The following is a 13,975-nucleotide window of genomic DNA, read 5'->3' on the forward strand; positions in this document are numbered from 1 at the left end:
GTTCTTTCAGATGTTCGCGCCACCCGTTTTCGCGCAGACGCAGCCCGATGCACAGCGGTTGCTTGCGGCGAGCGACGTGATCCGCACGCCGGCCCGCTCCTACACATTGACCGCTTCGTTGACTGAATATCGCAACGGCAAACAGGTCGATGCGAATGTGCTGTCGATCTACTCGAAGCCGGACGAAAACGGCGGTTCGTACCGCACGTTGGTGCGCTTCGAGGCGCCCGCGCGCGACCTCGGCAAGTTGATGCTGAAGAACGGTAACGACCTGTGGTTCTACGATCCGGCAAGCAGCGGCAGCATCCGCATCTCGCCGGAGCAGCGGCTGCTCGGCCAGGAGTCGAACGGCGATGTCGTCACGACCAATTTCGCGTACGACTATACGGCGGCCCTGAGCGGCATCGAGGACGTGTTGGACGGCGACCGGCAGATGCGCCGCGCGAACCTGCTGTCGCTGACCGGCAAGCGCGCGGGCTTGCAGTACTCGCGCATCGAACTGTGGCTCGATGCGGCTAACGGGCGGCCGGTCAAGGCGAAGTTCTACGCTGAAAGCGGGCGCCTGCTGAAGACGTCGATCTACCGCGCGTACGCTCTGCAACTGGGCGTCGTGCGTCCGACCGAGATCGTGATCATCGACGGCATCGACACCAACTGGATCACCGTGATGCGCTACTCGAATTACGCGTGGCGCGAGATTCCGGATGCGTGGTTGCAGCGCGATTACCTGCCGCGCTTCAAGCCGCAATGAAGTTGATTCGTTCGCGCGTACTGCACTCGGCCGCGCTGCTCGCGATCGGCTCTTGCACGTCGCAGTTCGCGCAAGCTATGGCTGCCGGGAGCGATATCGTGCCGCCCTTTCCCGCCGCGGTGGACGGTGACGTCGCGGCCGCGCTTAACCTCGCCGACACGTCGCAGCCGGCAGACGGCACGCTGAAGGCCGAGCCACACTCCTGGCGCGCGAGCATCGAGGAGGCGGTGCGCGCGAGCGCGTATCGCCACGCGGAGTCGTCGCTGGAAAACCAGCTTGCGCTCGATTTTCAGCTGCACAAGACCGTCGTGCCGGACGTGAATCTGAACTTGTCGGCGCGCTACGACCGTTTCGATCCGTTGTCGGCGTCTGCACCGGCAGCGTATGGCGAGACCACGCTACGCGAGGCCTATGCGGCATGGAATGTGACGCCGGTGCTGGGCTTCGACCTGGGCGCCGTCAACGAACGCGTCGGCGCCGCGGTCGGCTACAACCCGACCGATTATTTCAGGGCCGGCGCGGTCAACCCGGATCTGTCGCCGGATCCGGAAAGCCGTCGCGTGAACCGGCTCGGCACGGTCGCGGTGCGCGCGCAGCAGGTGTGGGACAGCGGCTCCGCGCAACTGATGTTTTCGCCGCGCCTCACGAGCCAGCGCGAGCCGGGCAGTGCAAGCGCGACATCGAAGCTGCAACGCACGAACGGAGTCAATCGCTGGCTGTTCGTCGGTAGCCAGAAGGTGAGCGCGTCGGTGCAGCCGCAGCTGCTGCTTTACGGCGAAGAACACGGCTCGCCCCAGGTGGGCCTGAATCTAAGCGTGTCGCCGGCGGATCCTCTGGTGGCCTATGCGGAATGGACCGGCGGGCGACGCCCCTCGCTGATCGGGCGCGCGAACGATGTGAACGACACGGCGTTTCGCACCAGTTACGCGGTCGGCGCGACGTGGACGCTACCGACGGACCTGTCGCTGACCGCGGAACTGCAAGGCAACGCGGCCGGGGCGACGCCGGCGCAATGGCGCACCTCGCAGCAGACCGACGTCAGGGGCTGGGCCAATGCGCTCTCGACCGGCGTCGCTTCGCAGGATCTGCCGACACGTTACGGCGGTTTCGTGATGGCGCGTTGGCGCGACGTCGGCATCCGCCGGCTCGATCTGAACGCGTTCGCGCAGTTCGATCAGGGCGGTGGGCAGCAGCAGTGGATCGAATTGCGCCGCCGCTACGACCGCTTCGACGTCGCATTGCAGTTGCAGCGGCAAAGCGGACCGTCGTGGAACCGCTACGGCGCCCAGCCAGAAACGCGCAGCGTCCAGGTGGTGAGCGTCTTCTACGAATGAACAGCGCCGCCGCGGGTCGACCCAAGGGTAACCCGGCGCCGCCAGTCTGCCCGCGCCGCGCGCGCTGGGCCTAATCAACTACTGGCTAGTGCCAGCATAAAGGAATTGAAGTCATGCGCGATATCGCCGTGATTGGTATGTCGTGCCGCCTTCCGGCCGGCCTCGACGATCTTGACACTCTGGTCGGCGCGTTGCGCCAACGCATCGTGACAGCCGGCCCGGTGCCGGCCGACCGTTGGGACGCCGCGCGCTACTTTGCCGCCGACGAACACGCGAAAGGCAAAGCCTATGTCGACAAGGGGAATTTCCTCATCCAGGACGTCCGCGCGATGGATGCCGGGTTCTTCGATTTACCGCCGCGCATGGCTGAAAACCTCGACCCGATGCAGCGGCTGCTGCTCGAGTTGGTCTGGGAGGCGTTCGAAAACGCCGGGCTCGACCTGACCGCGCACGCCGGGCGTAACGTCGGTGTGTACGTGGGCGGTTTCATGCTCGATCACATGATCACGCTGATGCAGCCGTCGAACCGCGCGCGCCACAACGCGAACACCGCGGCCGGCATGATGATGACGATGCTGTCGAACCGCCTTTCGCATGCGTTCGATCTGCGCGGGCCGAGCCTTTCGATCGACACTGCGTGCTCGTCTTCGCTTGTCGCCTTCAGCTATGCGTGCCGCGACATCTGGAACGGTGACTGCGAGATGGCGGTGGTCGGCGGCGCGAACGTGATGACGCGCCCGGAATACCCGATCGGCATGAGCAAGGGGCATTTTCTGTCGCGCGACGGCCAGTGCAAGTCGTTCGACGCGCGCGGCGACGGCTATGGACGCGGCGAGGGCGGCGGCGTCGTGGTGCTGAAAACGCTCGAACGTGCGCTTGCGGACGGTGACACGATCCTTGCCACCGTGGCCGGTACGGGCGTCAATTCGGACGGCCGCACGCCCGGCATCTCGATGCCGAGCGTCGCCGCGCAGAGTCAGTTGATCCGCGATATCTGCGAGCGTTTTTCCATCGATCCAGGCGCGGTACGCTACGTCGAATGCCATGGCACCGGTACGGCGGTCGGCGATCCGATCGAAGCCGAATCGATCGGCTCCGTGTACGGTGCGGGCCGCACCGGCGACGAGCGCGTCGTGCTCGGCTCGATCAAGAGCAACATCGGCCACCTGGAAGCGGGCGCGGGCATCGTGGGGATCATCAAGGCGGTGCTCACACTGATGCATCGCGAAGCGTTCGAACTCGGCAACCTGCAAGCGCCGCATCCTGGCATCGATTTCGAGGCGCTCGGGGTGCGGCTCGCGAACACGCCGCTCCGGCTCGCGGCTGACGACGAGCCGCTGCTGGTCGCCGTCAACTCGTTCGGCTACGGCGGCACCAATGCCCACGCGGTACTGCGTTCCGCGCCGGCCGTGGACGTGCGCGCGAACGCGCGCGCCGGCGTCGCGCGTCCCGCGGGATTCCCGCTGATGCTGCCGCTCTCGGCGCGTCATCCTGACGCGCTGCGGGAACTCGCGGGGCGCTACGCGCGCACGCTTGCCGTCCAACCCGAAACACTGACCGACGTGCTGCATTCCACCGCGCTGCACCGCGCCCATCTGAGCCACCGGGCGGTCGTGCTCGGCACCGATATCGAGACGATCGTGCAAGGCCTCGCTGCGCTCGCCGCCGGCGAGAAGCACGAGCGCGTGGCGACCGGCCAGCAGTCCGCGCAAGGCCGGCCGCGGCCCGTTTTCGTGTTCACCGGCATGGGACCGCAATGGTGGGCGATGGGCCAGGAACTGTACCGCGACGACCCGATCTACCGCGCCGCCGCGGACCAGGCCGATGCGAGTTTCCGTCGCATCGCCGGGTTCTCGATTCTCGAGGAGATGCTCAAGCCCGAAGCCGCGTCGCACATCAGCGAGACCGCGTATGCGCAGCCCGCGAACTTCGTGGTGCAGTGGGGGCTCGCCGCGATGCTGCGGGCGGCCGGCGTCGAACCCGGCGCGATCGTCGGTCACAGCGTCGGCGAAGTGGCGGCGGCCGCGGTAAGCGGCGCGCTCAGTCTCGACGATGCCCTGCGCGTGGCCTACGAGCGCAGCCGCTTGCAGGCACGCACGGCCCGCACCGGCAGCATGCTCGCCGTCGGCATCGGCGCCGACGCGATCGCGCCGATGCTCGCGCGCTTCGAAGGGCGCGTCGAGATCGCCGCCGTGAACGGTCCGGGCACGATCACCCTGGCGGGCGACACCGCAGCTATCGAGGCACTCGCCGCCGAACTCTCGCAGCACGAGATATTCAACCGCGTGCTGAACGTCGAAGTGCCGTATCACAGCCATCTGATGCAACCGATCCTCGACGAACTGCACGCGGCGTTGCAGCCGGTCGTTGCACGTGTGCCGCGGGTGCCGGTGGTGTCGACCGTCAGCGGACGTCTGGTCGAAGGTGCCGCGTTCGGCGCCGACTACTGGCCGCAGAACGTGCGGCAGCCCGTGGCTTTCATGGCGGCGGTGCAGACACTGCTCGACGAGGGTCACGCGATTTTCGTCGAGATCGGTCCGCATCCAGTGCTGGCCTCGGCGTTGCGCGATTGCGCGAAGGCGCACGCGGCCGACATCCGTCTCGTCGAGACGCTGCGGCGCAACGAGCCGGAACGCGCCCGCGTGCATCGCGCGGTGGCCCAGATCTACGCGCATGGCGCGACGCTCGACTGGCATGTGCTCAATGGCGCCGGCCGTTTCACGCCGCTGCCGAATTACCCGTGGCAGCGCGAACCTCTGTGGGCGGAAACCGAGCGCGCCGCGTGGCAACGCATGAGCCCGACCACGCGTCCGCTGCTCGGCTGCGAGTTGTATCCGGCGCACGACGTATGGGTCAACGACCTCGAACACCAGAATCTGGCGTGGCTGAAAGATCACGTCGTCTCCGGCACGCCGATCATGCCGGCCGCCGGCTACCTCGAGACGCTGCTGGAAGCCGCCGCCACCTTGCATCCGCAGGCGCCCGGCTGGCGCATCACGGATCTGGCCATCCACGCGCCGCTAGTGCTGTCCACCGAACGCGCGATCGACTATGTGACCGCTTGCGAACGCGTCACGCAGACGGCGTCCATCCGCAGCGTCGAGGGCGGCAGGAACGGCGAGGGCACGCTGCATCTGACGGCGCGCCTGGCGGCCTTATCCGCTGCCGAAACGACGCACATCGACCTTGCGGCGAGCCTGCAGGCCTCGAATGAAGTGCTGGATGTCGAGACGTTCTATCGCGAACTGGCGCGCATCGGCTTGCAGTATGGTCCCGCGTTCCGCTCGATCGAAACGCTGCGGCGTGCGCCGGGCGGCGGCCGGTTGCTCGGCCGGATCGTGCGCAACGACGGATTGACGGGAGACGGTTACCGCGCGCATCCGGCGCCGCTCGACGCGTGTTTCCAGATGCTGGTCGGCCTGCTCGACGAACGCGACTGCGCGTGGCTGCCCACCGGTTTCGGCGAGTTGCGGATCGACGCCGAGCCGCTGCCGCCGCGCTTCTGGTGCGAGGTGGTGCGCACGTCTGCGACGCCGCGCCGCGTCGAAGCCGATCTCACGCTAATGGACGACACCGGACGCGTGCTCGCGGCGATTCGCGGCATGTGCGTGACGGCGTCGCCGGTGAAGCTCGCGCGCGTCGATCAGTGGGGCGATGCCGTCAAGCTTCAGATGCTCGCGTATCAATGGGCAGAGTTGCCCGCGGCGGCGGCGTCTTTGCGCACGGGTGCATGGCTCGTCGTCGATGACGGAGCGGGCTGCGATATTGTCGAACCGGTGATCGCCGGGCTCGAAGCGCTCGGCGCGACGGTGAAGCTACGGCTCGATGCGTCGGACTACGTGCAATTGAGCGACGGCCAGCCGGCGTTGCATGCCGATGCACGCGCCAGGCTCGAGACGTTGCTTGGCGCGTCCGGTCCGCTCGCGGGCGCCGCGTTCCTGCATGGGTTGAACGCCGGCGCGGCGAGTGACGACCCCACGGCAACCGGCGCATTGCTGCTCATGCAGGCCGTGACGCGCGCACTCGCGGCGGCGCCCGCGACTGCGCGTGCGCGCGCCTACCTCGTCACGCGGGGTGCCTTTGCGATCGTCCCAGAAGACGGCCCGGTCGAGCCGGCGCAAAGAGCGCTCAACGGTTTTGCGCGCGTCGCGTTCAACGAAATTGAAGGCATGCGCTTTAGCAGCATCGACCTGCCGCATCTGCCGACGCGCGACGACGTTGACGCCGCGTCGCGCGAACTGCTCACCGACGCGCGAGAAGACGAAGTCGCGTTGCGCGGCGGCGCGCGGTTTTTCAGCCGGCTCGCGCACGACCCGGCGTTGACGCTGCCTCTCGAAGCCAAGGTCTCGTTGTCCAGTGGCCGGGCGCTGCGCGTGCGCGCGGCGGGCGAGCGCGATCCGGAAGACACGACGGTCAGGCTGATCGAAACCGCGCGCCCACCATTGTGCGCCGGAGCCATTGAGCTGAAGGTCGAAGCAGTGGCGCTGACGAATCAGGCGCTGCGCGCTTCACAAGGCGATACGCTCGATGTGCCGTTCGTCGAAGTGGTCGCGACGGTGAGCGCCATTGGCGAAGGCGTCAGCGATCTGCATGCGGGACAGCGCGTTTACGGTTTTGCGCCTGGCACGTTCGCCACGCACGTGCGCGGACCCCGCGCCACGTTCCATCTGACTTCGCTTGACGACAGCATCGACGCGCGCGCGTTATTGGTGGCGGGTGCGCGCGCCGCGCTCGCACACTGTCTGGTCGAGCGGGCCGACCCGCTCGCGCGATCCAGCGCGCTGGTGATGGCTGATCCGCTCGGTCTTGCCGTGGCGATCGAGCTGCGTCTGCGCGGCGTGCAGGTCACGCTAGTCGCGCCGGCCGGTCGCCGGGAGATGTCGCCGAACGTGACCCTGGCGACACCACTGGCGATCGAGGCGGCGTGCGCGAACGCGACGCTCGGGCGCGGTTTTGATCTGATCGCGGCGCCGCTCGACCGGTGGGCCGCCCAGTTCGGCTGGCGCATGCTGGCCGTGGGCGGCGCGTTGGTCGATACCGCGCAGGAAGCAGGTCTGGTGCCACTGCCGGGTACGGCGTCGTCGGTCACGCGGGCGGACTTGCGTGTGCTGACCCAACGTGCCCAGCCGTTCGCCGCCGCGCTGGCGCGCGCCGCCTCGCACGCAGGCAGCGGAGCGCTTGCCGCGGCCGACTGCCTGGCGCTGACGCTCGCTGACCTGACCGCACGCAAGCTCACGTTGCCCGAGGGCGACGGCTCGCTGATCGTGCGCTTCGACACGGGGCGCGCGGACGGCGCAACCTGCACGGTCTTGCCCGCACAGGTGCTCGAAACCCCCGCATTCGATGGCGAAGCGCTCTACCTCGTGACCGGTGCGCTCGGCGGCTTCGGGCAACAGACCGTGGAATGGCTGGCCGCAAGCGGCGCGCGCCATCTGGTGCTCGCCTCGCGCAGTGCCGCCGATACACCCGCGCGGCGCGCTTTCGTCGATGGACTGAAGGCACGGGGCATCGACGTGGAATGCGTGGTCTGCGACGTGTCCGATGCGGCGGAGATGCGCGCCCTGTTTGGCGTTGTTACTCGTAGCGGGCGGCCGTTGCGCGGGGTGTTCCACGCAGCGGCGAGCATCCTCGACGAACCGGTCGTCGACATGACGCCGGCCACGCTCATCGCGACGATGCGCGCCAAGGCCGAGAGCGCGCGGCTGCTGCACGAACATACGCGCGAACTGCCGCTCGAGCATTTTGTACTGTTCTCGTCCGTGGCCAATCTCAGCGGCAATAGCCGGCAAGCTGCGTATGCGAGCGCGAACGGTTATCTCGACGGCCTCGCGTGGAAGCGGCGCGCTCTCGGTCTGCCGGCCACCAGTATCAACTGGGGGGCGATCGCGGACGTTGGCGTGATCCAGCGCGACGAGAAGCTTGCGCAGTTCATGCGTTACATCGGACTGCGCGGCATGCGCTCGGAAGAGGCGCTTGGCTGGCTGGCGCGCGCGCTCCAACGCGGCGTCACACAACTCGGCATTACGCTGCTCACGAACTGGGCCGACTGGGGCCGCTACGAGACGCTCGGCGCGCAGTCGCCGCGCTACGCGGCATTGATTGCCGGCGACACGCAGCAGGATGCCGGGGCGCATGACGTGCTGCGCGCCGAGCTCGAGGCACTCGCGCCGAAGGAGCGGCTGCCGGTGCTGGCGGGGTTGGTGGCCGCGCTGCTCGCCGCGCAGTTGGAGACCGCGCCGGAGAGCATCGCGATCGATCGGCCAATCGCCGAACTCGGCGTCGATTCGTTGATGGCGACCGAACTCCAGGTGCTGCTCGATCGCGATCTCGGCATTGCAGTGTCGGTGCTGGAAATTCTCGACGATCTGACGGTGCGCACGATCGCCGACAAGACACTGGCGGCCTATGGCTGGCGCGACGACAGCGCGCGCGAGGCGCGCCACCAGGCTGCGATCTGATCGTCCCGATGACACGATTTTTCAAGGAGAAAGAATGACGACCATCGAATCACACGTCGAGCGCTTGCGTTCGCGCCTGCTCAGGCAGGGCACCGTGCCCGGCGTCGCAAGTGAGCCGCGCGCTCGCGCCTCCGCGGTGCGGGTGGCCCCGGAGCACTACGATTTTGCGCACTTTCCCGAGATGCGCCAGTACGAGCGCACCTGCTGGTACTACGAGAACCAGGGTTTCCAGTGGAACATGTACCGGGAGCATGCAGGCGTGGCGAGCGCGGAGGTGGAGATCGACGGGCGGCGAGTGCTGAATTTTTCGTCGTATAACTATCTCGACCTGTCTGACGACGTGCGCGTGTGCGAGGCAGCGAAGCGGGCCATCGACGTGTACGGTACGTCGGCGGGCGCGGGCCGCATCATTCGCGGCGAGGTGCCGCTGTTCGGCGCGTTCGAGCGCGAACTCGCCGAGACGCTTGGCGTGGAAGATGCGGTGATGGGCGTGAGCGGCTGGGGCGTCAACGCGGGGGCGATCGGCTTCCTCGCGCGCAAGCAGGACCTGATCCTTTACGACGAGCTGGTGCACAACAGCATGCTGATCGGTGCGAGAATCGGTGGGGCACGGCGCTTCGCGTTCCCCCACAACGATTACGACGCACTCGAGCAGTTGCTCGCCGAGCATCGCAAGCAGTATGAGCGCGTGCTGATTCTCACCGAGGGCGTGTTCGGCATGGACGGCGACATTCCAGACGTGCCGCGCATGATCGAGATCAAGCGGCGGTATCGCGCGCTGCTAATGGTCGACGAGGCCCACTCGATGGGCGTGATCGGGCCGCGCGGGCTCGGGGTCGTCGATTACTTCGGCATCGACGGCGCGGACATCGACATTCATTTTTCCACGCTGTCGAAGTCGTTTTCGACGATCGGCGGGTATGTGGCGGGCAGCCGGGCGCTCGTGACGATGCTCAAGCACTACGCGTCGGGCATCGGCCTGTATATCGCCGCGCCCAATCCTGCCAACGCGGCGGCGGCGCTTGCCGCGTTGCGCATCATGCGCGCCGAGCCGGAACGCGCGCGGCGGGTCGTCGCGAATGCCGATTACCTACGCGAGCAGGCGGTTGCCGCGGGACTCGACATCGGGCCGAGCCACGGTTCGGCGGTGGTGCCGATCATGCAACCCGATTCCGAAACGGCGATGTGGATGAGTGCGCGGCTGTTCGATGCCGGCGTGTTCGCGTTCCCGATGATCTTCCCGGTCGTGCCGCGCGACGGCGCGAGGCTGCGCTTCTTTCTCAGCACGGCGCACACTCGTGAACAGATCGACCGGACGGTTGCGTTGCTCGTGCAGTTGAAGGCGAGCGCGCCGGCGCCGAAGGGATTGATCTGAGAGCGGAATAGCACCGCGTTAACGGCCGCCGGTTACATCGAGCAGCGCGCCGGTCGTGTACGAAGCGGCATCCGACAGCAGCCAGACGATCGCTGCGGCGATCTCGTCGGCGTGGCCCGCGCGTCCGAGCGGTGCCGTTGCACCGAGGCGCGCGGCGCGGCCCGGTTGGCCGCCGCTGGCGTGGATTTCGGTTTCGATCAGCCCCGGGCGCACCGCGTTCACGCGTACCCCACGAGGCCCGAGTTCTTTCGCAAGGCCGATCGTCATGGTGTCGATCGCGCCTTTCGATGCGGCGTAGTCGATGTATTCGTTTGGCGAGCCAAGCCGTGCGGCCGCGGACGATACATTGACGATCGCGCCGCCCTTGCCGCCGCGATCCGTCGACATGCGGCGCGCCGCTTCGCGCGCGCACAGAAACGCGCCGAGCACGTTGACGTCGAACACGCTGCGCATGCGCTCGACGCTCATGTCCGCGAGCGGCGCTGACGGCGCGACTACGCCGGCATTGTTGACGAGGGCCTCGAGGGGACCAAGCATCCGCTCGACGGTGTCGAACATCGCGCTCACCTCGGCTTCGTTTGCGACGTTCGCCTGCACGAGACACGCCTTGCCACCGGACGCCTCGACTTCGCGCGCGGTCGTTTCCGCCGCTGCGGCGTTGCTAGCGTAGTTTACGCCCACCGACCAGCCTTGCGTTGCGAGTAGTATGGCCGTTGCACGGCCAATGCCGCGGCTAGCACCGGTAATCAGGACCACTTTGGACATCGTGACCTCGTCGTTGTCGCGGCGTGAAAGGGGAGGGGCGGCAACACGGTCGGAGCGGAGCCCGGCTCAGACCGCGTCGCGCTTGATCGCCCACTTGTCGCTGACGGGCGGCTGGTAGCGTTGCAGCTTGCCGATCAAGCCGGCAGGATCGGCGTCGATCTGCAGGATGTCGAAATAAGTCTGGCGCATGAAGCCTTCGTCGACCGTGTGCTGAATCAGGTTGATCAACGGATCATAGAAACCGTCGATATTCAGGAGTGCCACTGCTTTCTGGTGGTAGCCGAGTTGCGCCCACGTGTAGACCTCGAACAACTCTTCGAGCGTGCCCGCGCCGCCCGGCATCGCGACGAACGCGTCGGACAGATCGGCCATCATCTTCTTGCGATGATGCATGTCGGGCACGACATGCAGTTCGGTCAGGCCGTTGTGGCCGACTTCCTTGTTGACCAGCAGTTCCGGAATCACGCCGATCGCGCGGCCGCCTTCGGCCATCACCGTGTCGGCGATCACGCCCATCAGGCCGACCTTGCCGCCGCCGTACACGAGGGCGAGATCGGCTTGCACCAGCGCGCGGCCGAAGGCGCGCGCCGCTTCCGCATACAACGGTTTGGCTCCATTGGAAGAGCCGCAATACACACACACCGACTTCATGCTCAAACGTCCTTCGGTTCGTTGCGGGGCGCGGCGCCTTCCTTGGGCGGCAGGTAATCGTAAAACTCGCGCTTGGGCAGCTTGCCCGACACGAGGTCGTCGAAAATCTGCCGTGAGCGGCCGCGCAGATAAGGCGCCATCAGCGACACGATCTGTACGCTCACCTGATGCAGTTCCGCGCGAATCGTTTCCTGTTCGTTGTATTTGCGCGGGTTCATCACGAACTGATATGACAGCCAGTACGTGCCGATCACGCCGACGTTGGTGGCGATCACGTGCAGTTCTTCCGGCGTGACGACCATTTCGCCGTCGGCGACGAGTTGCTCGCAGAACTGGCTCGCGAAACGCACCTTGTGGCTGATGATCTGCTTGAAGTGCGTTTCGAGCGTGCGATTGCGCGCCAGCAGATCGTTCAGATCACGATACAGGAAACGATAGCGCCACGTGAAATCGACCATGTACTGCAGATACGACCACATTTCGTCGATGGTCGCGCGATGGTCGTCAGGAAAACGCAGACGCTTTTCGATCTCCTGCTCGAACTGGCTGAAGATGCTGTTGATGATGTCGTCTTTGTTGCGGAAGTGGTAGTACAGGTTGCCTGGACTGATTTCCATTTCCTCGGCGATCGTCGTCGTCGTGACGTTCGGCTCGCCGATTTCGTTGAACAGCTTCAACGACAGTTCGAGAATCCGTTCGCGCGTGCGGCGGGGAGGTTTGGCTTCCATGTCGTCCGGCCCTGGTTACGCCGGGCTGGGGCACACGGCGGCGTGCCGCTCTTTGCGTGATCCACCCGGACGCGGTTGGTGTATCGGACGATTATAAACCGAGCGTTCTTATATCAAGCGGATAGTCAGGGTTTTCATTCCTGGAGACGATTTCGCGCGTCGTTGGAATGTGCTTCTACAGCGTAAAACAGCCTGTGGCGCGGCTTTACAGCCATGCCTTGACCCAATGCACGACGAGCGGCCCGACGATCAGCAGCCACGTCATCAGGCACATGCCGAGCGCGACCATCACGGCCGCGCTGCCGAGATCCTTCGCGCGGCGCGAGAGTTCGTGGCGTTCGAGTGAAATCCGGTCGATGGCCGCTTCCACGCTCGAATTCAGCAACTCGACGATCAACACGAGCAGCACGGAGCCGAGCAGCAACACGCGCGACACCGGCTCGACCGGTACCAGCACGCCGCAGGGAATCAGGATCGCGGCGAGCGTGAGTTCCTGGCGAAACGCGCTTTCCTCGCGAATCGCGACGCGAAATCCGGCAAGCGAATTCTTCATCGCGTGCCAGGCCCGCGTGAGGCCGCGATTGCCCTTGTAGGGATTGAAAGGCAACGGCGCGAGCGGGTCGTCGGGACTGAGCGGTTCATGCGGCGTGTCGTGTTGCGTGCCGTTCTGTTGCGTGCCGTTCGCAACGTTCGCGCCGTTCAAACCATGCGCGTGATCTGCATGATTCGGCATGCCTGGCTCGCTCACGTCGTCGAACGGTTCGATGCTCGCGGTGTCGTTGTCGCTGTCGGCATCGACGGCACGCAGCGCGCCGTTCGGCGCGCGCCCCACGGTGGATGGTCTGGTTCGCATGGACGGCTCGGCACGCCGCGTCACGCGGCGGCGCTTTCCTCGCGATACGAGGTGCGCGGCAGCGGCTTCAGATGCGCGGCGAATTGCTCGGAGGCTGCCGCCCAGGAGAAGCGTTCGGCCCACGCGCGCGCGTGGTTGCGATCGATCTTCAAGGCTTCGAGGCAGGCTTCGCGCAAGTCCTCGTGCATCGCGCCCGCGCGGCCGTCGCCGAGCACATCGATCGGACCGGTGACGGGATACGCCGCGACCGGCGTGCCGCAGGCGAGCGCTTCGAGCAATACGAGCCCGAATGTGTCGGTGCGGCTCGGGAATACGAAAACATCCGCCGCCGCATACACCTTCGCCAGCTCGGCCTGCGTCAGCACGCCCAGGTAATTCGCTTGCGGATAGCGCGACTTCAGTTCGGCGAGTGCCGGACCTTCACCGGCGACCCACTTCGAACCGGGCAGATCGAGCTTCAGAAACGCCTCGACGTTTTTCTCGACCGCCACACGTCCCACGTACAGAAAGATCGGCCGTGCGCTATTAAGCACCTTCGAGTCCATCTGGTGAAAGATGTCCAGGTCGACGCCGCGCGTCCACAGCACGACGTTGGTGAAGCCGAATTTTTCGAGGTCGCTCTTGACGACCGGCGTGGGCGCCATCACAGCCAGCGACGGCTTGTGAAACCAGTGCAGAAACTTGTAGGTCGCGGCGATCGGAATGCCGAAACGCGCCTGCACGTACTCCGGAAAACGCGTGTGATAAGCGGTCGTGAACGGCAGCTTGTGCTGGATTGCGTAGGCCCGCGCGGCCATGCCGAGCGGGCCTTCGGTGGCGATGTGCAATGCGTCGGGCGAGAAGGCGTCGATACGCTCGCGCAGTTTGCGGCGCGGCAGCAGCGAGAGGCGGATCTCCGGATAAGTCGGGCAAGGGATCGTCTTGAATTCGAGCGGCGTCAGCAGATCGACGTGATGGCCGAGTGCGCTGAGTTCGCGCGTGGTGTTTTTCAGCGTGCGCACGACGCCATTGACCTGCGGTTCCCATGCGTCGGTGACGATCATGATCTTCATCGGTTTCG

The 13,975-nt window shown here is 66.1% G+C and carries 9 protein-coding genes; 4 read left to right on the forward strand and 5 right to left on the reverse strand.

Annotated features, from left to right (window positions below; translation table 11 throughout):
• Nucleotides 1-10: 10 nt before the first annotated feature.
• The 4 genes from HF916_RS33570 (at nt 11) to HF916_RS33585 (ending at nt 9,918) form a co-directional block, all read left to right on the forward strand.
• Entirely contained in the window at nt 11-751 is a 741-nt protein-coding gene (locus HF916_RS33570) for an outer membrane lipoprotein-sorting protein (RefSeq protein ID WP_168795740.1), read from the forward strand.
• The gene (locus HF916_RS33575; protein ID WP_168793132.1) at nt 748-2,085 is read left to right on the forward strand and encodes a hypothetical protein; all 1,338 of its coding nucleotides are present in this window, start codon (nt 748-750) and stop codon (nt 2,083-2,085) included. The genes HF916_RS33570 and HF916_RS33575 overlap by 4 nt, the downstream gene beginning before the upstream one ends.
• Before the next feature lie 113 nt (nt 2,086-2,198).
• Nucleotides 2,199-8,543: a type I polyketide synthase gene (locus HF916_RS33580; protein WP_168793133.1), complete on the forward strand. Its 6,345-nt coding sequence runs from the start codon at nt 2,199-2,201 to the stop codon at nt 8,541-8,543.
• 34 nt (nt 8,544-8,577) lie between these two features.
• A complete protein-coding gene (locus tag HF916_RS33585; RefSeq protein ID WP_168793134.1) occupies nt 8,578-9,918 on the forward strand; it encodes an aminotransferase class I/II-fold pyridoxal phosphate-dependent enzyme in 1,341 nt (446 codons plus the stop codon).
• 18 nt (nt 9,919-9,936) lie between these two features.
• Here the strand turns inward: HF916_RS33585 and HF916_RS33590 are convergent, their stop codons facing one another.
• From HF916_RS33590 to HF916_RS33610, 5 genes are all read right to left on the reverse strand, one after another.
• On the reverse strand, nt 9,937-10,683 hold the full coding sequence (locus HF916_RS33590) for an SDR family oxidoreductase (protein WP_168793135.1): 747 nt from the start codon (nt 10,681-10,683) through the stop codon (nt 9,937-9,939).
• 66 nt (nt 10,684-10,749) lie between these two features.
• Nucleotides 10,750-11,334, reverse strand: coding sequence for a TIGR00730 family Rossman fold protein (locus tag HF916_RS33595; protein WP_168793136.1), 585 nt, complete (start codon nt 11,332-11,334; stop codon nt 10,750-10,752).
• A 2-nt stretch (nt 11,335-11,336) separates the two neighbouring features.
• Nucleotides 11,337-12,062: a TetR/AcrR family transcriptional regulator gene (locus HF916_RS33600; RefSeq protein ID WP_168793137.1), complete on the reverse strand. Its 726-nt coding sequence runs from the start codon at nt 12,060-12,062 to the stop codon at nt 11,337-11,339.
• Nucleotides 12,063-12,267: 205 nt separating this feature from the next.
• Nucleotides 12,268-12,915: a diacylglycerol kinase gene (locus tag HF916_RS33605; protein WP_168793138.1), complete on the reverse strand. Its 648-nt coding sequence runs from the start codon at nt 12,913-12,915 to the stop codon at nt 12,268-12,270.
• Nucleotides 12,916-12,935: 20 nt separating this feature from the next.
• Nucleotides 12,936-13,967: a glycosyltransferase family 4 protein gene (locus HF916_RS33610; protein WP_168793139.1), complete on the reverse strand. Its 1,032-nt coding sequence runs from the start codon at nt 13,965-13,967 to the stop codon at nt 12,936-12,938.
• Nucleotides 13,968-13,975: the final 8 nt, after the last annotated feature.

The sequence above is a fragment of the Paraburkholderia aromaticivorans genome, assembly GCF_012689525.1.
GTDB lineage: Bacteria > Pseudomonadota > Gammaproteobacteria > Burkholderiales > Burkholderiaceae > Paraburkholderia > Paraburkholderia aromaticivorans_A.

What these genes read in the sequence shown, in the direction of transcription:
- HF916_RS33570 (WP_168795740.1), top strand. Translation starts at nt 11, where the DNA reads ATGTTCGCGCCACCCGTTTTCGCGCAGACGCAGCCCGATGCACAGCGG.
- HF916_RS33575 (WP_168793132.1), top strand. Translation starts at nt 748, where the DNA reads ATGAAGTTGATTCGTTCGCGCGTACTGCACTCGGCCGCGCTGCTCGCG.
- HF916_RS33580 (WP_168793133.1), top strand. Translation starts at nt 2,199, where the DNA reads ATGCGCGATATCGCCGTGATTGGTATGTCGTGCCGCCTTCCGGCCGGC.
- HF916_RS33585 (WP_168793134.1), top strand. Translation starts at nt 8,578, where the DNA reads ATGACGACCATCGAATCACACGTCGAGCGCTTGCGTTCGCGCCTGCTC.
- HF916_RS33590 (WP_168793135.1), bottom strand. Translation starts at nt 10,683, where the DNA reads ATGTCCAAAGTGGTCCTGATTACCGGTGCTAGCCGCGGCATTGGCCGT.
- HF916_RS33595 (WP_168793136.1), bottom strand. Translation starts at nt 11,334, where the DNA reads ATGAAGTCGGTGTGTGTGTATTGCGGCTCTTCCAATGGAGCCAAACCG.
- HF916_RS33600 (WP_168793137.1), bottom strand. Translation starts at nt 12,062, where the DNA reads ATGGAAGCCAAACCTCCCCGCCGCACGCGCGAACGGATTCTCGAACTG.
- HF916_RS33605 (WP_168793138.1), bottom strand. Translation starts at nt 12,915, where the DNA reads ATGCGAACCAGACCATCCACCGTGGGGCGCGCGCCGAACGGCGCGCTG.
- HF916_RS33610 (WP_168793139.1), bottom strand. Translation starts at nt 13,967, where the DNA reads ATGAAGATCATGATCGTCACCGACGCATGGGAACCGCAGGTCAATGGC.